Consider the following 23148-nt stretch of genomic DNA (forward strand, 5'->3'; position numbering starts at 1 on the left):
AATTTTTTGACCATGATATTTGTCTCCTATGATTTTTGTTTATATCATAGAGGCGACTTTTGTCCACTTTTTTGGCGAGGATCACTAGTTCAACTAAAATCACCCTAAATCAAGAGAAAAAAGAATACATTCAGTTCAATAATGACGTGTATTCATAAAATGACTTTAAAGCTTTCCGTAATTTTGAATAAACAATTAACAGTATCTATATATTCGCTTTTAACATTATTAAACATATTTTATTAAAATAATAATTTCGTACTAACGCTCAAAAGTATATAAAAATAGATAGTTTATTTTAAAAATTTTTATCTCTTTTTTTCTAATATTGTTATGTTAAAATTTACGCCGTTTTGTGTAAAAATAAAAAATTATAAGTAATAATATGTATTTATATCAACTTATACTTGCCAGAGATTGGCAGCAGTTTGAGGATAATCATCAATTATTCAACCAACAGTTAGGTTGTTATTCTTATAAACTTAAACGAATTAAATATTTTTATGACCATGAGTATGGTGACATTGTAAAACAGCTCGTTAATGAACCAGAAAGTTGTAAGAATTTTTATGCAGTATTACAAGAAGTCGGTTTACCTTATCAAACTTATTATCATAAATCCGCAGATATAGTTGCTAAAGTATTAACCAACGCACTATATAAAGAACACGTTATCTTAATTCATCAACCACAGATTAATAGTTATAATGATAATTCGTCTTTATTTGGTAATGAATATCGCTCAATACCAGTGATCAAGAAAGAGTCTTATTATGAATCAGATGATAGTTGGTTGATTGTTAATTTACAAAATCATCATTCTGAACAAATACAAATTCTTGATGCTAGTAGCAACCAATTAGTCACCAATGCTCAAACCAGCACAAAGGAAATCTTTTTAAAACATGGTGATGCATTTTCATCAAATCAGGTGTTACCTAAAGTGCATATTTTATTAGGTGGCTTACAAGGAAATTATGACCTAACTCTGCGTGGTGATAAATCACTTCGAGTCAAATCATTAGCACAAAACTGGCTTGATGAATTGAGCAAATTACTCCGCTCAGGCAATTCACCCTTTACTATTGAACAAGATGAAGCACTTGCAAGCCTGATTAATTATAGTTTTTCATCAGAGCATTATAATCAAACTAAAAAAATTGATGATAAGTCCGCTTTTCGGCCGGATGAAACTATTGGCGTATTCTTTTACCAAATGTTAGTGTTACTTCATAAAACGGATTTTATCACCGCAAAACAGCGTATAGGGGATTGTAGTGCCGATGAAAGCGAAGGTGCACTTCCAGATATAAAATTAATAAAACAGGCATTAAAAGCACTACATAATATCCGTCATAGTGAAGGTCAAGACCAAACAGATTATGCTTACCATAACAATAAATTGACACTCACCGCGAATGGATATCTTAATAAACCATTAGTACTTGATGGGACGGGCCATGAAAATGATTACGAAAGCTTACTTAAAAAAGAGGTTAAATACTATACACAATTAGATCAGTTAAGTGAAATTGAATCATTGTATTTCAAGGCGATAAAACTCTTAAAGCAGTTACGTGAACCGGGCTTGATTCGACATGTTGAAACTCGGCGTGAATATCAACTAAAAGTCACTAAGCTAAAATATAGTTATGTTGAATTAAAATCTTTAGACTATATTCAGCTTGAGCTTCATAGTAACTATCGTTATGAAATTATATCCGATAACAATGCTTATCGTTTTATTGGCCGTTTTAATTCCAATGGTAAAGTAAATGTTAAAATTCCAGCTAAATGGTCAGCAACAGAATATTGGCATTTAAATGCAGAGCCAGTTGAAGAGGATTTTGTTGCCAAATTATTCCCTAAACTAGTCAATCCAACTTTTACAAAACAAGATATTAACAATACATTAATTGGAATAAATACTGGTGGAATTATGGGGGGAGTAACGGGCTACCTTTATGGTGACCAGATCAAAGAAACAATGATTGAAAACTTACCGCGTATTACGGGTGCATTGCAAGTTGCTGGTGGTGTAGCTAGTCTATATGTGGCTGGTGTTGTCAGTGCAACAGGTATTGGAGCTCCATTAGCGGCAGTAATTGGTTTTGTCGCACTTGATAATATACAGGCGGGTATGCAGTCAATGTATACTAATCAATACAAAACGACTTATGGTGGAGAGTTAATAGAATGGTCAGGGTTATTGCCAAAAGGTTATGGTGAAATAGCTTATTCCTTGGTGGATATAGGATTAGTCGGTAAAGCAAGTGCCTTGCTTAAAACAGTTAGTCAGACCACAAATATTATTAAATTTAAACCCATCAACACAGTTAAAGAAGGCAAAGCGCTTAAACCAACCGAAGTTACAATTTCAATTGAAAAAATACATCTAAATCAAGAAAATAAGATCGAATTGAAGGAGCTAACATTTAATCCACATGGTTCACTAGGATCTGCTAAACCTTGGACTATTGCTCAACGACTGAAATATGCTAAATTACCTACTACAGGTAAAATTAGGTTTGTTCCTCCTGATGGATATACACCAAATGTCCCATTACTTAAAGGTAAAAATCATGGATATATAGATAAATTTGAAAATGAATGGGTTAAAGGTCCCTCAAGAACAGCAGGACAAGAATTTGAATGGGATGTTCAATTATCAGAACTAGGCTCTAAGCAGCTTGGTTGGGCTTCTAGAGATGGTAAACATATAAATGTTTCATTAGATGGAAAAATAACACATAAATAGGTAATGTATGAAAAATAAAATAGATTTTGATTCGGAAGTAGAGATTCAAACATCATGTACACACAAAGAATATATCGGTTGTAAAGGAATTGTTGTTGGTATTAGTGAAGAAGATGGTGTGATTTATGGTTATGGCGTTGTTATTAAAGGGAAAGAAACTGTCAGTTATTTTGATAAAGATGACTTAAAACCAACAGGAAAGCAATTTAAACGCGAAGATTTTTATTAATATTATTTAAAAGATATTATAGTTCCAAATATTAAATTAAATATATTTACATAGTAAAGGAACATATTTATGCATAATATTAATTATATAGAAGTAAAGAAATTAACAATAGAATCTTATCATGAATTTATAGATGAAGGATTTAGCGTTGAACAAGCTATTCCGGCTGTATTTGAAGATTTAGTTATTAGCATGAAAAAAAATAATAAGATTTTAGTCGCTGTTATTCAAAATTTATCACTAATAAGCTTAAAACATAATTTTATTCCTGATTACCTGTTAAATAGATTATCTGATTTAAAAATTAATACAGAGCTAAACAATAATGAGATATTAGAATATACAAAAGATAAAGAAGAATTAAATGTATTATTAAAAAATAAATATACGCTTGATGAAGACGAAAACTATAGCAAAAGAGTCGACATTTTATTAGGAACGTAAGCAAAGCGGGTTTTACTGTTAGAGTCCATATCAGTGTCTGAGTTATTTCCATTGACAATTAACTCCATGCGTTCATATTCTATATATACTGCGCAACATCCAATGATACATTTGGAGTAAAGTGAGTTCCGTATCAAAATCATAATAAATGTTAATCATTAATTTATTCATACGTGTTTTTATTTGTAAATAATGATTATTATCTTTGGTAGTACATCGGCATCCTCATAACTAACATGCTGATCATTAGTATCTTTGTTTAGATTCCCTATCATAGTAAATTCATAAACACTTTTTACAATCGATTGCTTAATTGGTGTATTTACATCAATCGCTAGATTTTTTAATGTAGGGAATAATCTCTGATTCAATGAACAATAAATAATTTAAATACAAATGTTTTTCAGATTTTCTTATGATAAGCTTTAATCGGAATAAAATATGTAAGGAAATCGTTATGAGTAAGCTGGAAAACAAAATAGAAGCACAACATCGCTGTTTATTTGATGTACTGAATGCCCAAAAATATACTGTTGATTATTTTCAGCGTGAATATAGCTGGGAACAAAAGCATATTGAGCAACTGGTGACCGACTTAACCACATCATTTTTAAATGAATATACTCAAGGTGATAGTCGATCTGATGGTAACAATTATAATAATTATTATTTAGGCCCTTTTGTGGTCAGCATTAAAGAGGGCGGTAAGCGTAGTATTATTGATGGACAACAACGACTCACCTCACTGACACTATTACTGATTTATCTGAATAATTTACAAAAAGAGTTAGCTATAGAAGAAAAAATAGAGCCTATGATTTTTTCTGAGCACCGTGGGGACAAGTCTTTTAATATTACGGTTGATGAGCGTATCACTTGTCTTAATAACCTCTTCACTACAGGAATGTATACGATACAAGATAATGATGATGCTTCAGTCTGTAATATGGCTCAGCGTTATCAAAATATTGTTGAAATATTCCCTGATGAATTAAAAAATGAATCATTCTCTTTTTTTATTGACTGGCTCAAATACAACGTCATTATGGTCGAAATTATTGCTTATTCTGATGAAAATGCTTATACCATTTTTGAAACTATGAATGATAGAGGACTAAATTTAACGCCATCAGATATGCTTAAAGGTTTCTTGCTATCTCATTATAAAAATACAGATAAACGAAAAAAAGCGGATGATCTTTGGCGTAAATCGATGTTACGTTTGCATGAATACGAAAAAGATGAAGATTTACGTTTCTTTCAGGCATTACTTAGAGCTCGATACGCTCGGACAATCCGTCAAGGACAGGTAGGCGCTCAAAATGAGGACTTTGAAAAAATTGGCACTCGGTTTCATAGTTGGGTTCGCGATAATCTAGCGATTATGAATTTAAACAATAAAGATCATACCACTTTTGAACGCTTTATTGAGCAAGAATTTCAGTTTTACTTACGGGCTTACCTAGAAATTTTAGCTGCCGAATGTACTTTTACTCCAGCACTACAGCATGTTTATTATATTGATTGCTGGGGTATTGCACCAACATTAAGCTATCCTTTAATGTTAGCTCCTTTACAACTAGATGATTCTTCCGATGTTGTACGACAAAAAATAGATTTAGTTGCTCGTTATATCGAACAGTTTACTGTACTACGTACTTTAAATAATCGTCGATTTGCAGCTAGCTCGATTCGCTACACAATGTATACTTTGGTGAAAGAGATCAGAGGAAAATCATTATCGGAACTTAGGTTCATTTTAAGTCAAAAAGCAAAAGAAATTCCAGAAAAATTTGAAAATTTTCATAATGTAGGCCTTTATAATAATAGAAACTTTATTAAATTTTTGCTATCTCGTATTACTGCGTATATAGATAATCTCGCTGGGATAAACACAACTTTGGAAACATATTGTTTTCCAGAACAAGGTAAACCTTTTGAAATTGAGCATATTTGGGCTAAACAATTTACACAACATCAAGATGAGTTTGCGCAAGAATATGAATTTGAAAACTATCGCAATAAGTTAGGTGATTTAATTTTATTGCCTAAAGGAACAAATCAATCCTATAGTGATATGACATTTGAAAAGAAAATGCCTCACTATTTAAAAGAAAATTTATTAGCAAAATCTTTATGTGAAAAAACGTATGAAAATAACCCTAACTTTACTAAATTGGTAACAGAACACCATTTACCATTTAAACCACATGATCAATTTAAAAAAGCTGATATAGATGCTCGCCAAAAACTATACCAAACTATTTGTGAGCGTATTTGGAATAGTCAATTTTAGGAAAATAATAAGGAAGTGTTTGCACATTATGAAATCCTTTTTCAAATATAGGTAAGTGTATTAACTGTTAACTTAAGTTAATCACTATTGTAAAATAGTAATAAAATAAACTTATCAATAAATTCTCCCCTACAAAGCTTATATTAAAACTTTGTAGGGTTATTAACAATTATTCAAGGTTTATAAAATACTTAACATACTGTATTGATTAAGTATAGATCTTCCAACATAATCTTCAAAAAACTCTTACCAGTATCATAAATATAACCACAAGAACTAAGGCATCACCCTGTTCTAATGCAATATTTAGTGGCACAGAATGTCTGAGTTGATAAATAGTGGTTTTGACTATAACAGTATATGTTATATGATGTTACCTAAAAATCTAAAGCTAACTAAAATTGAAAGATCTTTTCGATTCGGCATCCACACCAATTACAAAAAATACACCAGCCCAAAGCTGGTTTTTTATGTCCAAAGCAATTATTAGAATTACTTTTCCTATTTTTTATCAACTGGCTTCAACTGAAATCAATCCATATTAGGATAAAAGTGTCTAAACTATGACGCAATGATTAATAATATAATTTTGGTTATATATGAGTTTATTATTTATTCATTTACAATGCGTATGTCAGGTGCTTCATACTTAAATTAGAAAGACAACAACACGTTTTTGAAGACATCTTTATTATCAGAAAAGTTGATAATGTTCTTTGCATTATAATATTCAAACAGATAAACTAAACCACATAAATAATTGTTATTGATTTGTTTGTTGAGGTTTTAGTTTTGTTAGTACATCAATTATCAAATGCTTTAAACGAAGATCAAGCTAACTGTTACCGTTATTTACTTGTAGATCCATTAAAACCAGTTAAAATTGTTGAGCCACTCGCGCTGGAAAATATTAAAGATGTCTTCTCTAGCGATGAGTTTAAAGCTATCTTACGCCCTGATTTATCCTATGAACCTACCATTTGTCCTCATCTTATTTTGCTGGCGAAACCAGGCGAAGTGTTAGAGCCTGAATTATTGGATTTAACGATAACTCGAATCGAAAAAGAGCGCTCCCATTACAAACATTACATTTGTGCGTGGATAAGTAGTGAACTTGATATACAGAATTTAGCCGAAAAGATGATTGATTTAGGTCTACAGCTAGGTCGTTTACTCTCGCCTAAACAACCTACTTTCTTACCTTTCTATGAACATATTCGATTGCAATTATTAAAAGAAAGCCTCTCGGTTGAAAGTTTATTATCAGGATTATTTAATTTTATTCATCGCTATACTTATATGAATTATTATGGCCAATTAATTCAAATTAAAGCAGCCGATAATTTACTGACGAAAGACTTTCTCTTATCCAGTCAGATATTTTTACAAAATGCATTACAGTATCAAAATGAACCCAAAGCCACTTTTGGGTTGGTCAAAATGTGGCAAGATAATATTCAAACATTGCCACCTAATGCGCTATTTTTATCAGCTAAAAAATTGCTTGATGCAAAAAATATTGGGTTTACCAACCTTGAAGATAGATTAGTTTACGCACTGTATTGCCTGATTTATCAGGTTGATTTAATTACTATCGAAACGATTTCACCGCATATTTTAGCAGCGATTTTAGCACCAGGCTCATTAAAGAAACGCTTAGAACAATTGGAAAATGATATTAAAGCAAGTATAAATCAAAATAATAAATAATATTACTCGATAGATAGATTTGGATAGGAAAAACTATGGTTAGTGAAAATTCACAAAACGTTGATACTTCTAGCTTATCGGCAATTGTATCATTAACAGACAATGGGCATGCATGTGTAAGGGAAGGATATCCGATTTTACTCTTAAGAAAGTCTGCGGTAAATAAGGTTTGGTCTTCACCATATTCGCAGCTCTTTTCATTCTTCGATTCATCACAATACTCTCTTGATGACCGAGAGCCACAAGAACCGTTACAAGATCATAATGAAGTATTAAGAGTGTTACGAGAAGGGTATGTTTATGTCCTTGCAGGAACCGATAATAAAAAAGACTATATTCGGTATTATGAAGTTTTAGAGGGCGGTATATTAAGGGAAAAAGCACCAGAAGATCTTGAAATCGATAACAAGGATCCCTTTCCAACACGATGTCTAGCTGACAATCATTATGTCCCAGCTTCATTTATCTCGGTTGATATTAGCAATGACGAATTAAGCGACAAACCTTTTTTATGGATTGCCTATAGCCGTTACCCTTGGAATAAACAAACTCGTGATTATTATAAAAATAGCCAAGATTTAGCTCGGTTTACTAAAATTGATTTAACTTCATTTATTCAAGCGCCAGATAACCACCCAAGAGGCATAGATTTAGCAGGCCAACATATTTTTGGTAAAATCTTAGAATTTATACCCTATATGACTGATAAATTGAGTTATTTACCGAATTATCTAGATAAAAGTGAACAACGTGATCCGTTTATTAATTTTATCAATGCCCGAAAGTCTCAATATAAAAAACCAGTTGGGGCGGTTATTTTAGAAGATCCCCTAGGTATGGTTGAGGACTTAAATTTTCAACGCCTAGCCGAAGTCAATTATACAGGGGACGCTAACTTACATAATAAAATTGATGATAAAAGCGATATTCCTTATGAATATCATGAGCTTCATACCCCAGAGGGTCAATATAAAAAATTAAATTATGACTTAATTGAGCAATATAAAATTTCTATGAGAAAATATTTTGATGAAAATAGTACAGCTGGTACCGTTTTTGTCTCTAGTTTAGAAAATCTTTTTAGTAGTGATAAATGGCAATATGGTGGCTCGCCGGAAATTGTCGATGAAACAGGTAATTTGCGCTACAACTTATCCCAAGCAGAAAAAGCACATTATGATTTCGACCAATATTGGGCAAAGTTTAATAATCAATTAAAACTTGAAGAGTACAATCGCTTTGCTGATAAAGTAAAACAGTACGAGAAAATTAAAAAGAATAATGGTCGAGATTACACCCTTTATTGTCGCTGGTTATTTTGTGATAAGTTGTCTGCCTCTGATTTTTTTTCAGGTAGAAAACATCAATTTGAAAATAAGGAAGAGATAACCTTTCCTGAGCAAAAAATATCCAGTTTTAATACTGTTAAATTTTGGGAGCAGGAGTTCAATTATGATAACCAAGATATCCATAATGATATATTAAATGATTCAATTCAGATATTTAGAACGCAAGGTAACAGTTATTATGATATGGGATTATGGGATGAACTCCTATCCAGTGATGAGACTTATTTTCATAAAGTCATTGCAGGAAAAAATCCTTCTTTTTGGAAAGAGGGTGATATCAAATCACTAGTGGATAAAGGCAACGAGCTCAACAATTTTTTAATTGAACATTGCCTTATTAATCCGATTATGGCTTTAGCACAATCACAGGCAATTCAACCTGAGAGTTCTGGTAAACAATTGGAAAAAATCACTAATGCACAAGGTGTAAAAAAAGCGTTATCAGAAGCAGGGCACACGAATGCTAAAAGTAGAACTATTACATTTAATATCAACACTGGCAAAATAAGTGCTTTGGAGAGTAATAAAAATGTTTCAATTACTTCGCAAACCACCATTGAAGACACCAAAAAAACCACTATCACCTTAACAGTATTTTGTGATGATGATGGTTTTAAAAATATTGAAGATTATGTGAAACGGACTAACAGAGGCAATCGTGCTGTCAATGATGTGAATAAGCTGGCAACGGTAATTGATAATAATGTTGTCATAAATAATACTGACTCAAAAACAGTCAATCCTGATTTAATTACCGATGAGTTTCGTCTAACCTTACCGGAAGAGCGATATAATCAACTTGAGGCTCAGCTCAAAACCAAACATGGTTCTAATTTTAGTGGTTTTGAGATTATTGACAGTAAAGATGGACTGATAACCGCAACATTTAAAGGTCGAGGAACACAAGAGGGTATTAATGAATTAAAAGCCTACCTGCAAAGATATGCCTCAGATACCACAAAAAATCAATTTGCATCCGTAAAAACACTAATAAATAAAATCACCAATAACCATATTGATATTTCAATTCATGCTAATACTATGACCGAAGGCGCCCAAGAGATGGGAAATGTGATTAAAGAAAGCGTACCCTCTATTACCGCTAACGAACCTTCACCCCATCTAAGTAATGCACCGGTTAATCATCCTTCCAATCCTAAATTACGGGTGGCTTATGCAGCAAGTAGCACCTCAATTCTATTTGAATTCCTTTTATTAGCATGGCAAGTGAGATTATATCGAGATAATACTAAAAATCTACAAAAAACTAATTTAACAAAAGAACAGCAGTTTGAAATAACGTGTGGATTGGCATTAGGTTTTGCTTCCATTTTGCTCAATACTTTACAGTTTATTGTTAACTCGACCGATAAGCTTGCAAAGATGGCGGGTAATGTTGGTAATAAACTAATGATACCGCTTACTAATAAAGCAGCTGTACTGTCCCAAAAAACCGTAATGAAAGTACTAATTCACTATATCGAAAAACTGGATAATATGGTAAAAGTTTTGGGAGCCTTGGAAGGAATAAAAGAAATAGTTTTTGGTATCCGAAAAAGTAATGCAGGACTTAAAACTTCAGGACTATGGCAAACTGCATCTGGAGCTTTTTTGCTTGTATCAATGGGCTTCAGTGGTTCTGGAGTTGGTATCGCGTTATCGGTTGTCTGTATTGTATTATCGGTATTTTGTGCGTTTATGAGCGAATTGACCTCATTAACGTCCATGGAGCGTTGGTTTGACCGCTGCTACTTTGGTTTAAATGAGCTAACGGGCAATTTATCTCCCTATCCTTTAACCGAAGACGGTGTTAAAAAGCTTATTCATGGCTTTTATGGTGCTTCTCGTGGTTACGAACTTTTTCTAACCAAAAAATCGCAAAAAAGTTTCGTTTTTGATTATGGTGATAAACAGGATATTTATCTGAATGTAATTTTACCTAATTATAAACCGGACAGCATCCGCTATTACGGATCATTGATTGTTGAAAAAAAAGAGAGCAGTCAAAACGAGCTAATTGGCCATAACTTGACAGGAACGACTTTTAAATCAACGACCTCTCGTGATAGCTCTGCTGGCTCGCTCTCAACGTTAGAGATGAAAGTTGATTTTACAAACCAAGAAAGTCAACACACAAATCAATTATCAGCAAAAAATCAACTGGTGACCTATGAGCTTGATGAACAAGGCTCATTGATCATCTGTCCAGTGGTCTATGTGGCTGATGACAATATTGATACAAAAATAAGTGTGCTAGGCTTTATTGAAGAGCAAAATGGCAGCGAAACATCATTTACCATTGAATTAGAAGATTACATTGACATTTGAGTAGGAACAAATAATGGCAGAATTTAAATTGGGGTATAAATATTATCCGAAAGACTTAGCAAAATTTAAACCAATAGATAAAGACGATGACTTAACCAATCTTCGTTTTGGTAATGATACCCTTATCGAAATAGGGCGTACTGATGACCAATTTGATCGTACTTTAGATATGGTAGTAAAGTTAGTTGGATGTGTGGGAGGGGGATTAATTTTTTATTCTGGACTATCGTTATTTCAAAATATTAATCCTTATCGTATATATAGTGGTATTTCATGTTCTTTAGGATTGATTATTCTTTCTCTACTCACATTCTGGTTATTCTTATCACAACTAACAAAAGTCATTATTTGGCCTGCCGACTACCCAGTACGTTTTAACCGTAAAACCGGCAAAGTTTATGTGTACGAGCCAATGTTAAGTAAACGACTTTATTATTTTCCCTTAAGGGAAATAAGAAAGCTTTATAAACCCGTTATAAAAGTTTATGACTGGCAATCAATTGACGGAATGGTTTCGCGTCACGGCTTCTTTTTTCAGCAGGAGATTTTTGCGGCAGTGATCGACCGACAAACCGATACCCTGATAGATTACTTTAGCTTATGGGATAACGCCAATTACGTCCATAAAAGCGAATGGCGCTGGTTATTGTGTTATATGAATGGTATGGAGGGGATGAATTATAAAGGTAAAATTAGGGGGCGCTTTTGGCTGGGTCGATTATTTAACTGCTTTGCACCTGAGTTTAACTGGCCAGAGGGTATTGATAAAGCCTCACGAGCTGAATCACTTGAAGAGCTTGCCAAAATAGAGCAGGAGTATGATTTAGTCGGCAAATCTTTCCCTTACGAACAACCCTAGGAAAAATAATATTGATATCAAAGTGGACAGATAATGGCAGAATTTAAATTAGGGTATAAACATTATCCTAAAGACTTAGCAAAATTTAAACCAATAGATAAAGACGATGACTTAACCAATCTTCGTTTTGGTAATAATACCTTTATCGAAATAGGACGCACTGATGACCAATTTGGTCGTACTTTAGAGATGATTGTAAAACTAAGTGGATGTGGGGTGTTTATTTTCGCCCTTTATGCTGGAATACAGCTTTTTCTCGATATTAATCCTTATTATATATATAGTGATGGAGCCTTTTCCTTGGGTGTAATTATTGTTTCTTTACTTGCATTATTTTTATGTCTAATGCAATTAGCAAAAGTTATTATTTGGCCAGCCGACTACCCGGTACGTTTTAACCGTAAAACCGGCAAAGTCTATGTGTACGAGCCAATGTTAAGTAAACGACTTTATTATTTTCCTTTAAGGGAAATAAGAAAGCTTTATAAACCCGTTATAAAAGTTTATGACTGGCAATCAATTGACGGAATGGTTTCACGTCATGGCTTCTTTCAGCAGGAGATTTTTGCGGCAGTGATCGACCGACAAACCGATACCCTGATGGATTACTTTAGCTTATGGGATAACGCCAATTATATCGATAAAAGCGAATGGCGCTGGTTATTGTGTTATATGAATGGTATGGAGGGGATGAATTACAAAGGCAAAATCAGGGGGCGCTTTTGGCTGGGGCGATTATTTAACTGCTTTGCACCTGAGTTTAACTGGCCAGAGGGTATTGATAAAGCCTCACGGGCAGAATCACTTGAAGAGCTTGCCAAAATAGAGCAGGAGTATGACTTAGTCGGCAAATCTTTCCCTTACGAACAACCCTAGGAAAAAATAATATTGATATCAAAGTGGACAAATAATGGCAGAATTTAAATTAGGGTATAAACATTACTTTAAATGGAGAAAATAGTAATCAAATAATTGACTGACTGTATTGCGATTTAGATGGTAATAATACTTTCTTACCAAAAACAAAATATGGTGGTATTGAGCTTGATCTTAAGCAATATAGATCACATTTTAATATAATTTTTTAAAATAAAATTAATAGTTATGACATTATTTTGTATAGGTCAAAAAAGAAACATATAAATAAAGCTATTAAAATAACTGAGGATAAAAGAGGTTATGCCATCGTTGGGGGGATTACATTTTAATGGGTTTTCTGTATTAAAACTACCATTCGTACTTAAAATGTTAAAAAAACAAACACAACTAATTTTTAGCCATCAGTAAATTCCATCCGTGGTTTCTTTTATTAAAATAAATTATTGATGTAATGCAAAGATAAAACCACTCATCCATAAAATCCACATATTATATAATCTTGAATAAGACTCACTCTAAATTTTAATCCTTCTACTTAGTATATCTATTTTTGTTATAACCTAATGCAAAATAATCGTTTTCGCATCTTTCGATAATTTGGTCTAATCTTGGTATTCCTGTTAAAAAAGCTAATGTCTTTAATAGTATGAGGTATCAAGTGAAAAAATCACCTATCGTTCGCAAACAATATTGGTTGAGTATTAGCTTAATTTTATTTGCAATATGTACTTTTATGGGGCAAGCCTATAGTGTTGAATTGCTTAATGTATCGTATGATCCAACTCGTGAGTTTTATAAAACCTATAATCAGACCTTTATTGAGTATTGGCAACAGCAGACAGGTGAAACGCTGACTATAAAAAATTCGCACGGAGGCTCTGGTAAGCAAGCGCGTTCAGTGATTGATGGTTTGCAAGCGGATGTTGTGACACTTGCTTTAGCGAGTGATATTGATGCGTTAAATCGTTATCAGACTAATATATCACCTGAATGGCAAAGTAGATTGCCAAATAATAGTGCGCCTTATAATTCAACGATTGTATTTCTAGTCCGCAAAGGTAACCCAAAACAGATTCATGATTGGAGTGATTTAATTAAAGATGATATTGAAGTAATAACACCCAATCCCAAAACGTCAGGCGGGGCGCGTTGGAATTTTTTAGCTGCTTGGGCTTATGCTCGAAGTACTTACGGTAATGATGAACAAGCGCGAACATTTGTAACCAAATTATATCAACATGTACCGGTATTAGACACTGGCGCTAGAGGGGCAACCATCAGTTTTGTGCAGCGAGGTTTAGGTGATGTATTGATTGCTTGGGAAAATGAAGCTTATTTAGCGTTAAAAGAGCAAGGTGGTGATCAGTTAGAAATCATCATGCCGTCATTATCGATTTTAGCTGAGCCAACCGTCGCCTTAGTGGATAAAGTCGTAGACAGCAAAGGCACACGTAAGCAAGCGCAAGCCTATTTAGAGTACTTATATAGTGAACCTGCACAACATATTATTGCTCAGCATTTTTATCGACCAGTCAATCCTGAAATCCTTAAACAATATGCTAAGCAATTTCCTGAAATTAAATTAGTAACCGTTAATGATTTCTTTGGTGGTTGGCAGAAAGTACAAAAAGCCTTTTTTAGTGATGGTGCAATCTTTGATGCAATTTATGCTGAGATAAACTAGGGCATTGCTTATTATGGTTATGTGTTGCTATCACTTAACCCTATCCTATAAAGGTATAAGTTTTAAAGGTATAAGTTATGAAAGTGGCAAGCTTTAAACAACAACGGAATATACCCGGATTTAACTTAACGTTGGGTTATACTTTAACCTTTCTTAGTTTGATTGTTCTTATTCCGCTATTAGGCTTGTTTATCTATTCAACTAAATTATCTTTTCATGAATGGGAAAAGTTATTAATCAGTAAACAATTTTTATTAGCGCTAATGCTTTCATTAAGTACCGCATTGATAAGTGCCGGTTTAAACAGCTTTATTGGTTTATTGTTAGCTTGGGTGCTGGTGCGTTATCGTTTTCCAGGACGCAAAATAATGGATATCTGTATCGATATCCCATTTGCTTTGCCAACTGCGGTAGCAGGTATTGCTTTAACCACAATTTATGCTCAAAACGGCCCTATTGGCTATTGGTTTAGTTTTAAGATCGCTTATACGCCAATTGGTATTACCTTAGCACTCTTATTTGTCACGCTGCCGTTTGTTGTCCGCACTTTACAACCTGTAATGGCTGACTTGCCACGCGAACAGGAAGAGGCTGCCAGCCTGCTTGGCGCATCACCTCGGCAAATTTTTATGCATGTTATTTTACCCGCTATTTTACCTGCTTGGTTAACTGGATTTACGCTCGCTTTTGCTCGTGCTATTGGTGAGTATGGTTCGGTAGTCTTTATTGCTGGAAATATTCCATTTAAAACAGAAATCTTGCCATTATTGATTGTCTCGAAGCTTGATCAATATGCTTATGATGCTGCCGCCGCCATAGGCATAACCATGTTATTGATCGCTTTCATACTATTATTTTTAATGAACACATTACAGCGAAGACTTAACCGTAATATTAATAAAAATAACTGACTATAGGTAAATTTATGCCAATATTGCCAACAAACCCAATAACCGATAAAAAACAAGCACTGACCAGTGTACAGTTATTCTTAATACTACTAGCGATATTATTGTTTTTAATTTTGTTATTTTTACCGCTCTTGGTAGTGTTGGCACAGGGGCTTGCCAATGGGATAACGGCTTTTTGGCAGGTGATCACTGAATCAGATACCTTAGCAGCTTTTAAATTGACACTTATTGCTGTTGGAGTGGCGGTGCCTTTAAATGTCATATTTGGTGTGTGTGCTGCTTGGGTCATCACTAAATATCAGTTTAAAGGTAAACAGATATTAATGACCTTAATTGATTTACCGTTCTCTATCTCTCCCATTGTTGCGGGTTTAATCTATGTATTGCTATTTGGTGCACAAAGTGCATTTTATCCCTTTTTACAGGCATGGAATATCCAAATAATCTATGCCATTCCCGGTATTATCTTAGCAACCATTTTTGTTTCTGTTCCTTTTGTCGCAAGGGAATTGATTCCAATAATGATGGCGCAAGGAGCCCATGAAGAAGAGGCCGCCAGTGTTCTTGGCGCAAATGGTTGGCAAATTTTTTTCCATATCACATTACCAAATATAAAATGGGCATTGATGCATGGTGTTGTTCTTTGCACTGCTCGCTCACTCGGTGAGTTTGGCGCGGTATCCGTTGTTTCTGGACATATTCGTGGTTATACCAATACGTTACCCTTACATGTAGAGATTTTATACAATGAGTACAATATTGTTGCCGCATTTAGTGTTGCGATTTTGCTATTAATTATGTCGCTTACATTACTATTGATTCGTCAATGGATTGAACGACGCTTAGTTAATGAACTTTATATAGGTCACTAAGGGGTAGCTATGGGTATTACACTACAGAATATTAATAAAAGTTTTAAAAACTTCGATGCCTTAAAAAATATTAACTTTAGTATAAAACAAGGTGAATTAGTTGCACTCTTAGGTCCTTCAGGTTGTGGCAAAACCACATTACTACGCATTATAGCGGGTTTAGAAACAGCTAGCTCAGGTAAAATCTATTTTGCCGATACTGATGTAACACAGCTGAGCGCTAAACAACGAGATATTGGATTTGTGTTTCAAAATTACGCACTTTTTCGCCATATGAATGTGGCAGAAAATGTGGCATTTGGATTAAAAATGAAACCAAGATCAATACGACTGAGCAAAACCGCAATTAATGAGCGGGTTAATCAGTTACTTGGATTAGTTCAGCTAGAAAATTTTGCTAAACGTTATCCTGACCAGCTATCTGGAGGACAACGACAGCGAGTTGCTTTAGCACGAGCGTTGGCATCAAAACCTAATGTTTTGTTGCTTGATGAACCTTTTAGCGCCTTAGATGCTAAAGTTCGTAAAGATTTAAGACGCTGGTTGCGTGATTTTCATCATGAACTGAATGTCACTAGTCTCTTTGTTACGCATGATCAAGAAGAGGCGTTAGAAGTTGCCGATAAAATAATTTTAATGAACCAAGGCCAAATAGAGCAAATAGGCACACCAGCAGAAGTCTATAAACAACCAAAAACAGCATTTGTTGCGCATTTTTTAGGGGACGTCAATCTATTACATGGCTACATTGAAAATAATACCTTAATTATTGGTGATTTCCGAAAAGATATGAAAGAGCAAGGGAACTGGGCTGATCAGTCAGCTATCGCTTATGTTCGACCTCATGAAATCAGTATTGCTAAAACGGCCAGAAAGAATGATATCCAAGGACAAGTCGTGCGCATCCACACCGCTGGGCCAACGGTTTTTTTAGAAATTGCGGTAGCAGGACAACCCAAGCATATTGATGTCTCGGTAAGTTATCGTCAATATGAACAACAGCAAGTTGAATTGGGCGATAATATCTATTGGCAACCGATACTTGTAAATATCTTTGTACAAGATGAATTGTTTGAGTTTATGATTTAATGCGTATCGTTTTATTAATATAAATTAAATTTGATAATCAGGCATTTTGGAATGAGTATGATCAAACAGAGCATGATTTTTAATATCTTCCAATGAAAGCTCTTGATTGCATAATTGAATAAAACGCCAAATATAATTACGTTGTAATTTATGACGTTTTAAGCCAAGCCAAGTTACATGTGATTCAAACAGATGTTTTGCATCAAGTTGTACCAAGTTTACATCATATTCAGGGTTATACATTTTATTGCCTAAAATACCAATTCCTAAACCTAATTCAACGTAGGTTTTTATAACATCAGGCTCTTGAACGTTCAATGATATATTGGGTGCTAATCCTATCGCTGAAAATGCTTTATCGATGCTTTTGCGAGGAAAGATCCCTTGTCGATAAGTAATTATGGGTAAGGGTTGCAACATATCTAATGTTACTTTGTCGGCTTTGGTTAAAGGATGATCTTTCGGTGTTACAATCGAGTAATGCCAACGATAAAAAGGGTAGGTAGCAAGAGAGCTGTTATCAACTCTTTCATTATCAATACCTATATCAGCCTCGCCAGAAAGAAGCTGGGCAATAATCTCACTTGATGAGCCTTGATTGATAATAATATGGACTTTCGGAAAAAGTACTCTAAATGATTTTATAATGTTAGGGAGGATATAACGAGCCTGTGAATGGGTTGTTGCGATTACTAAAGATCCTTCATCCGCATTTGAAAAAATGGTCGATAAACGGTGTATATTATTAATTTCATTTAAAATTCGTTCTGCAATCACAACCAGTTCTAATCCTGGTTCAGTCATGTTAATTAGGCGTTTTCCTTGGCGGATAAAAAGATCAATATTGAGTTCTTCTTCTAACTCTTTAATATGTCGACTTACTCCAGATTGGGAGGTGTATAAAGTATTTGCTACTTCGGTTAGATTATAATTACAACGCGCTGCTTCTCGAATAATTCTTAATTGTTGTATGTTCATGATAGCGATCTTCCAAGAAAAAATTACTTTATTCCCATCGATATAATTGTATTGCATTAATTTAAAATAATTTGCTGTATATAATTAATAACATGTACTAAAAAGTGAATTATTTAAAACAACGGATCGCCACCCAGCATAAACACTGTTATCAAACTGGTTATAGGCAGGTTATCTAATTTATAAATTATGGTTGTTATTAATTTTATTGATAAAATTAGATAGTTTAATAACTCACTTAAGTATAAAAGAACATATAAAAAAGACAAATATGATTAAGTAATAACCATATGCCTTATTGCTATATATGTTTTTTATCAGCAAATAAGCACGTCATAAGGTTCTACAAACCTGTATATGATCTTTAATTAACGACCTGATAAAAATCAATTGCTGAATTTATTACTGGTTTGACAATTTCATGACGGATAACAAAATCGCCAAAACCTTCGTCTTTATTGCGATGAATTGACCAAGCTTCAATTAATGGTTCAAGCGCTAATAAAATTTCATCAACACTTACGTTTTCTTTATATAAACGTGGAATTCGTGTCCCTTCTCGATTACCACCAAGATATAAATTATAGCGACCGGGCGCCTTACCCACCATGCCTACTTCGGCCAACATCGCTCTTGCACACCCATTAGGACAACCTGTCACTCGTAAAATAATATAATCTTCGGATAAGTGATGCTGAGTTAACATCTGCTCGATTTGAGTGACAAACGTCGGCAAAAAACGTTCGGCTTCGGCCATAGCAAGAGGACAAGTTGGGTAAGAAACACATGCCATGGAATATTTACGTTGTAATGTGACTGTATCGTCAAGCAATCCATACTCTCTGGCAATTTTTTCAATGGCTTCTTTTTGTTGTTCTGGAACATTAGCAATAATCAGATTTTGATTAGCGGTAATGCGCAAATCACCTTGATGAATTTTAGCGATCTCAGCAATACCCGTTTTTAATGGTTTGTTAGGATAATCAAGCAATCGTCCATTTTCGATAAATAGCGTTAAATGCCAGTTATCATCAATACCTTTATACCAACCAAATTGGTCCCCCCTTTGAGTGAATTTATAAGGTTTACTGGTCAAAAAGGTACTGCCTGCGCGTAGCTCTACCTCTTTTTTAAAGTTTTCCACACCGACACGTTCAAGTGTATATTTGGTTTTGGCATTTTTACGATTATGACGATTGCCCCAATCGCGCTGTGTGGTAACAACCGCTTCTGCAAAAGTCAGCACTTTTTCTACAGGAATAAAACCAAAATCATCTGCTTTGCGAGGATAGGTTGTTTTATCTCCATGAGTCATTGCCAAACCACCGCCAACTAATACATTAAAACCGATCAATTCACCTTTTTCGGCGATAGCGACAAAACTAAGATCATTGGCATGAACATCAACATCATTAATAGGTGGAATAACCACCGTGGTTTTGAATTTACGCGGTAAATAAGTTGAACTTAAAATGGGTTCACTGTCGGGTGTCGGTAGTTTTTCACCATCTAACCAGATTTCAATATAAGCATGGGTTTTTGGTAAAAGATGTTCTGAAATTTTGCTTGCCCAGTAGTAAGCTTGTTGATGAACTTTTGATTCTACTGGATTTGAAGTACATAAGACATTACGATTAACATCGCCAGCAGTGGCAATCGAATCAAGTCCTATATTGTGTAATAGTTGATGAGCTGATTTAAGACTGCGTTTAAACAAGCCATGAAACTGAAATGTTTGTCGAGTAGTCAGCCGAATACTGCCATACTTTGTTGTCTCGGTGGCAAATTTATCAATCGTTAACCACTGTTTGGGGGTGATAATGCCACCAGGTAGGCGGCAACGTAGCATCATGTTGATCAGTGGCTCAAGTTTTTGTTCTTGGCGTTCCTTACGAATATCTCTATCATCTTGTTGATACATGCCATGTAAACGGATGAGCTGAGAATTATCACTATTAAATCCTCCCGTTAAACCATTATTCAGATCGTCAGCGATGGTGCCTCGTAAATAATTACTCTCTCGTTTAAATCGTTCAGAATCTGATAATGGTAGATCTGAGACATCATTTTGCGGGGGTGTTAAATTTACCACTTGAGTTAGGGTAACTGTTTTAGGTTTATCATTGCTCATATTACATCACTCAATAAATTAAAATTAGTTGTTATGTATTAATAAACATCTCGTTGATAGCGTTTTTGACTTCTTAATTCATCCAGATAGTTGATGGCCTGCTCTTGATTGTATTGAGCTTGAGTCATCAGAATTTGTTGTAATGCTAAATCGACTGCTTTTGCCATGCGCTTCGCATCCCCACAAACATAGATATAGGCACCTTGTTGCAACCATTGCCAAATCTCTCTGCCTTGAGCAATTAATTTATCTTGTACATATATTTTCTCGGCCTGATCTCGTGACCACGCAAGATCGATATTCGTTAACAGACCTTCTTTAACATAATTTTGCCACTCTACTTGATACAGAAAATCAGAAATAAAATGCGGGTTGCCAAAAAATAACCAATTTTTACCCGTAGCACATTGAGCACTACGTTGTTGTAAAAAAGCTCTAAATGGTGCAATGCCAGTACCGGCAGCAATCATGATGATTGGCGTATTGGTATCATTAGGTAATCTAAAGTTATCATTATGTTCAACAAAAATTTTGACCTGATCTTGGTCAGCAATTTGATTGGCTAAAAAGTTTGATGCACCGCCAGTACGGGTTTTATCTTCGATCTGATAACGCACCACATTTACGGTAAGATGAACTTCGTCTCCAACTTCATCTTGCGCTGATGCAATGGAGTAAAAACGAGGTGTAAGAGGTCGAAGCAATCCAATTAATGTTTGTGCGGTAAGGTTGCCTCGATAACGATTAAGCATATCAACCAGTGGTAATGTTTGACTCATTTCTATCAAAGCTTCTCTGTCTTTGCTTAAGGTAAGCAGTTCAGGATTTTGAATTGCTTGGGCATATTTCTCAATAATGACGGGTGTATTTTGAGTCAATTCAACATGCTCAATCAGAGCTGTTTTTAAAGTAATTTGTTGACCATTGTGTTCGACCAGCTCATCACCGGTAAGCTGGGTAATATTAAGAATTTCATCGACAAGCTCATCACTATTTTGATACCAGACCCCTAACGCATCGCCCGGTTGATAGTTAATATCAGAACCAGTAAGGTCAAATTCAATATGACGGATATCGCGATCCGAATCGCGAGAAGTAATTTTTTGATTGACATTAACAGGTGCAATAAAGGGATTATCGCGGTGATAAAGGCTACTGTTAACAACGACGCTACTTGAAGTATTATTTTCTGTTAGTGATTTTGAAGTCGATTGTTGTAGACTGCTAAGTTTATCAATTACAGCTTGTCGCCAATTGGTACTTACAGTTTGAAAATCCGTATCAGCATCAACGCGTAATAACATACGCTGAGCATCTAATTCAGCTAATCGTTGATCAAAATCTTTAGCAGCTTGACAGAATTTTGGATAAGAAGAGTCACCTAAACCCATTACCGCAAATTGTAGATTTGCCAATTTAGGGGCTTTGGCAGCAAAAAGGTATTTATAGAGTGGTAATGCTTCTTCTGGTGGTTCGCCCTCGCCTTGTGTTGAGGTAATTAAGATTAAAATTTCTTCCTGACTCAATTTTTTGGCTTTGTATTCGCCAGCAGGCAGATGAGTAACTTCAATACCTAAACGCTCAATATCTTGAGTTAACTCATTTGCAACTCGACGAGCATTACCTGTTTGTGATGCTGATAAAATCGTTACTTTTTTTGCTTGCTCGGCTTGCGTTACGTCGGTGGTAGTTGTGATATTCGGTAAAGCTTGTTCATTTGAACTTTTTTCTGCAAGTCCCCATAAATATCCAGACAACCAAGCGAGCTGTTTATCACTGGACTTTTCAATAATTTTTTTTAATTCATCACAATTAAAAGGAAAATGTTGTGTGCTCATGTGATTCCCTTATCTGATAGCTTTTGCGCTATCGGTAAATTGCTAGTGCCTAGCAACCTTAAAATGTTCTGTTAAATCCTAATAATATTGTTTTACTCAACAACTATCAGAAAAGTCCAATGTGTTTCTATTTCTAAAATCAAAAGGTTATTTTATGTAAACCACACTCTCTGCCTTGCGGTCCTTTAGTTGGATCAACATAATCCATCTCATTAGGTAAATTAAGTTTTTCGATGTAGTTCTGCATATCTTGACTTGTCCAGTCGAGGAGTGGGGCAATCTTAAATAAATTATCTCCCGCTTTTGTCACAATATTTAATTCCTGCCTTAACGCAGATTGTTCACGACGTAGCGCAGTAAACCATAGCGTTGGTTTGAGTGTGGCTAAAGCACGATTAAACGGCTCAATTTTGACAATTTGGGTAAACTCGGTATGCTCTGGCGTATCTAATTCAGGTAAACCACCGTATCGCACATTTAAATAAGCTGTCGTTCGTTGCGGTACAAAAATATGTAGATTAAGATTAAGTTGCTTTGTAATTTTATTGGCAACACGATAGGTCGCATTTGTTGCATAACCATTATCAACCCAAACAACCTGAATATGTGGGTCAACTTGGGTAACAAGATGAAGTAACACAGCTTCATATGGTCCAAAATGGGTACTAATAATACTTTTGACTGGAATATCTTGTTGCTTCTTTAATGCCCACTCAATAATGGTTAACGGTGACTGATTTTGTAATTTCTGGTTAACTTTGGTTAAATCTAGCATGGCTTTCCTCTTTATCAA

Annotated in this window: 16 protein-coding genes; 12 read left to right on the forward strand and 4 right to left on the reverse strand. The window is 34.6% G+C overall.

Annotated features, from left to right (window positions below):
- Positions 1–385: 385 nt before the first annotated feature.
- The 12 genes from H3T96_RS10190 (at position 386) to H3T96_RS10245 (ending at position 17408) form a co-directional block, all read left to right on the forward strand.
- Entirely contained in the window at positions 386–2758 is a 2373-nt protein-coding gene (locus H3T96_RS10190; protein WP_198248644.1) for a polymorphic toxin type 17 domain-containing protein, read from the forward strand.
- A gap of 7 nt (positions 2759–2765) precedes the next feature.
- Positions 2766–2987 (forward strand): Imm31 family immunity protein, encoded by a 222-nt coding sequence (locus tag H3T96_RS10195; RefSeq protein WP_065738053.1) that lies wholly within the window; start codon positions 2766–2768, stop codon positions 2985–2987.
- 69 nt (positions 2988–3056) lie between these two features.
- On the forward strand, positions 3057–3431 hold the full coding sequence (locus tag H3T96_RS10200; RefSeq protein WP_144092567.1) for a hypothetical protein: 375 nt from the start codon (positions 3057–3059) through the stop codon (positions 3429–3431).
- A gap of 457 nt (positions 3432–3888) precedes the next feature.
- Positions 3889–5727, forward strand: coding sequence for a DUF262 domain-containing protein (locus H3T96_RS10205; RefSeq protein ID WP_065738051.1), 1839 nt, complete (start codon positions 3889–3891; stop codon positions 5725–5727).
- A gap of 792 nt (positions 5728–6519) precedes the next feature.
- Positions 6520–7437 (forward strand): hypothetical protein, encoded by a 918-nt coding sequence (locus H3T96_RS10210; RefSeq protein ID WP_144092565.1) that lies wholly within the window; start codon positions 6520–6522, stop codon positions 7435–7437.
- Positions 7438–7472: 35 nt separating this feature from the next.
- The gene (locus H3T96_RS10215; protein WP_144092563.1) at positions 7473–11114 is read left to right on the forward strand and encodes a toxin VasX; all 3642 of its coding nucleotides are present in this window, start codon (positions 7473–7475) and stop codon (positions 11112–11114) included.
- A gap of 13 nt (positions 11115–11127) precedes the next feature.
- Positions 11128–11973 carry a DUF6708 domain-containing protein gene (locus H3T96_RS10220; protein WP_144092561.1) on the forward strand — a complete coding sequence of 282 codons (846 nt, stop codon included), beginning with the start codon at positions 11128–11130 and terminating at the stop codon, positions 11971–11973.
- A gap of 33 nt (positions 11974–12006) precedes the next feature.
- Entirely contained in the window at positions 12007–12849 is an 843-nt protein-coding gene (locus H3T96_RS10225) for a DUF6708 domain-containing protein (protein WP_144092559.1), read from the forward strand.
- 649 nt (positions 12850–13498) lie between these two features.
- Positions 13499–14536, forward strand: coding sequence for a sulfate ABC transporter substrate-binding protein (locus H3T96_RS10230; RefSeq protein ID WP_144092557.1), 1038 nt, complete (start codon positions 13499–13501; stop codon positions 14534–14536).
- A gap of 77 nt (positions 14537–14613) precedes the next feature.
- A complete protein-coding gene (gene cysT / locus H3T96_RS10235) occupies positions 14614–15447 on the forward strand; it encodes a sulfate ABC transporter permease subunit CysT (RefSeq protein ID WP_144092555.1) in 834 nt (277 codons plus the stop codon).
- A gap of 14 nt (positions 15448–15461) precedes the next feature.
- The gene (gene cysW, locus H3T96_RS10240; protein ID WP_039127886.1) at positions 15462–16319 is read left to right on the forward strand and encodes a sulfate ABC transporter permease subunit CysW; all 858 of its coding nucleotides are present in this window, start codon (positions 15462–15464) and stop codon (positions 16317–16319) included.
- Between the two features lie 9 nt (positions 16320–16328).
- Positions 16329–17408: a sulfate/molybdate ABC transporter ATP-binding protein gene (locus H3T96_RS10245; RefSeq protein ID WP_144092553.1), complete on the forward strand. Its 1080-nt coding sequence runs from the start codon at positions 16329–16331 to the stop codon at positions 17406–17408.
- Between the two features lie 24 nt (positions 17409–17432).
- On the opposite strand, the gene H3T96_RS10250 is transcribed toward H3T96_RS10245, so the two are convergent.
- The 4 genes from H3T96_RS10250 to H3T96_RS10265 form a co-directional block, all read right to left on the reverse strand.
- Positions 17433–18386, reverse strand: a complete 954-nt coding sequence (locus tag H3T96_RS10250) for a LysR substrate-binding domain-containing protein (protein ID WP_144092551.1) — start codon at positions 18384–18386, stop codon at positions 17433–17435.
- 364 nt (positions 18387–18750) lie between these two features.
- Positions 18751–20517 carry an assimilatory sulfite reductase (NADPH) hemoprotein subunit gene (cysI, locus tag H3T96_RS10255; protein WP_144092549.1) on the reverse strand — a complete coding sequence of 589 codons (1767 nt, stop codon included), beginning with the start codon at positions 20515–20517 and terminating at the stop codon, positions 18751–18753.
- Positions 20518–20555: 38 nt separating this feature from the next.
- A complete protein-coding gene (locus H3T96_RS10260) occupies positions 20556–22355 on the reverse strand; it encodes an assimilatory sulfite reductase (NADPH) flavoprotein subunit (RefSeq protein WP_144092547.1) in 1800 nt (599 codons plus the stop codon).
- A gap of 139 nt (positions 22356–22494) precedes the next feature.
- Positions 22495–23130 carry a phosphoadenosine phosphosulfate reductase family protein gene (locus H3T96_RS10265; protein WP_144092545.1) on the reverse strand — a complete coding sequence of 212 codons (636 nt, stop codon included), beginning with the start codon at positions 23128–23130 and terminating at the stop codon, positions 22495–22497.
- Positions 23131–23148: the final 18 nt, after the last annotated feature.

Origin of the sequence: Gilliamella sp. W8136 (assembly GCF_016101285.1) — a bacterium.
Classification (GTDB): Bacteria; Pseudomonadota; Gammaproteobacteria; order Enterobacterales; family Orbaceae; genus Gilliamella; species Gilliamella apicola_N.

Bases quoted from the DNA above. Each gene is read 5' to 3' on its own strand.
- H3T96_RS10220 (WP_144092561.1), top strand. From the start codon at position 11,128: ATGGCAGAATTTAAATTGGGGTATAAATATTATCCGAAAGACTTAGCA.
- H3T96_RS10190 (WP_198248644.1), top strand. From the start codon at position 386: ATGTATTTATATCAACTTATACTTGCCAGAGATTGGCAGCAGTTTGAG.
- H3T96_RS10225 (WP_144092559.1), top strand. From the start codon at position 12,007: ATGGCAGAATTTAAATTAGGGTATAAACATTATCCTAAAGACTTAGCA.
- H3T96_RS10250 (WP_144092551.1), bottom strand. From the start codon at position 18,386: ATGAACATACAACAATTAAGAATTATTCGAGAAGCAGCGCGTTGTAAT.
- H3T96_RS10215 (WP_144092563.1), top strand. From the start codon at position 7,473: ATGGTTAGTGAAAATTCACAAAACGTTGATACTTCTAGCTTATCGGCA.
- H3T96_RS10205 (WP_065738051.1), top strand. From the start codon at position 3,889: ATGAGTAAGCTGGAAAACAAAATAGAAGCACAACATCGCTGTTTATTT.
- cysT (WP_144092555.1), top strand. From the start codon at position 14,614: ATGAAAGTGGCAAGCTTTAAACAACAACGGAATATACCCGGATTTAAC.
- H3T96_RS10195 (WP_065738053.1), top strand. From the start codon at position 2,766: ATGAAAAATAAAATAGATTTTGATTCGGAAGTAGAGATTCAAACATCA.
- cysW (WP_039127886.1), top strand. From the start codon at position 15,462: ATGCCAATATTGCCAACAAACCCAATAACCGATAAAAAACAAGCACTG.
- H3T96_RS10200 (WP_144092567.1), top strand. From the start codon at position 3,057: ATGCATAATATTAATTATATAGAAGTAAAGAAATTAACAATAGAATCT.
- cysI (WP_144092549.1), bottom strand. From the start codon at position 20,517: ATGAGCAATGATAAACCTAAAACAGTTACCCTAACTCAAGTGGTAAAT.
- H3T96_RS10245 (WP_144092553.1), top strand. From the start codon at position 16,329: ATGGGTATTACACTACAGAATATTAATAAAAGTTTTAAAAACTTCGAT.
- H3T96_RS10260 (WP_144092547.1), bottom strand. From the start codon at position 22,355: ATGAGCACACAACATTTTCCTTTTAATTGTGATGAATTAAAAAAAATT.
- H3T96_RS10265 (WP_144092545.1), bottom strand. From the start codon at position 23,130: ATGCTAGATTTAACCAAAGTTAACCAGAAATTACAAAATCAGTCACCG.
- H3T96_RS10230 (WP_144092557.1), top strand. From the start codon at position 13,499: ATGAGGTATCAAGTGAAAAAATCACCTATCGTTCGCAAACAATATTGG.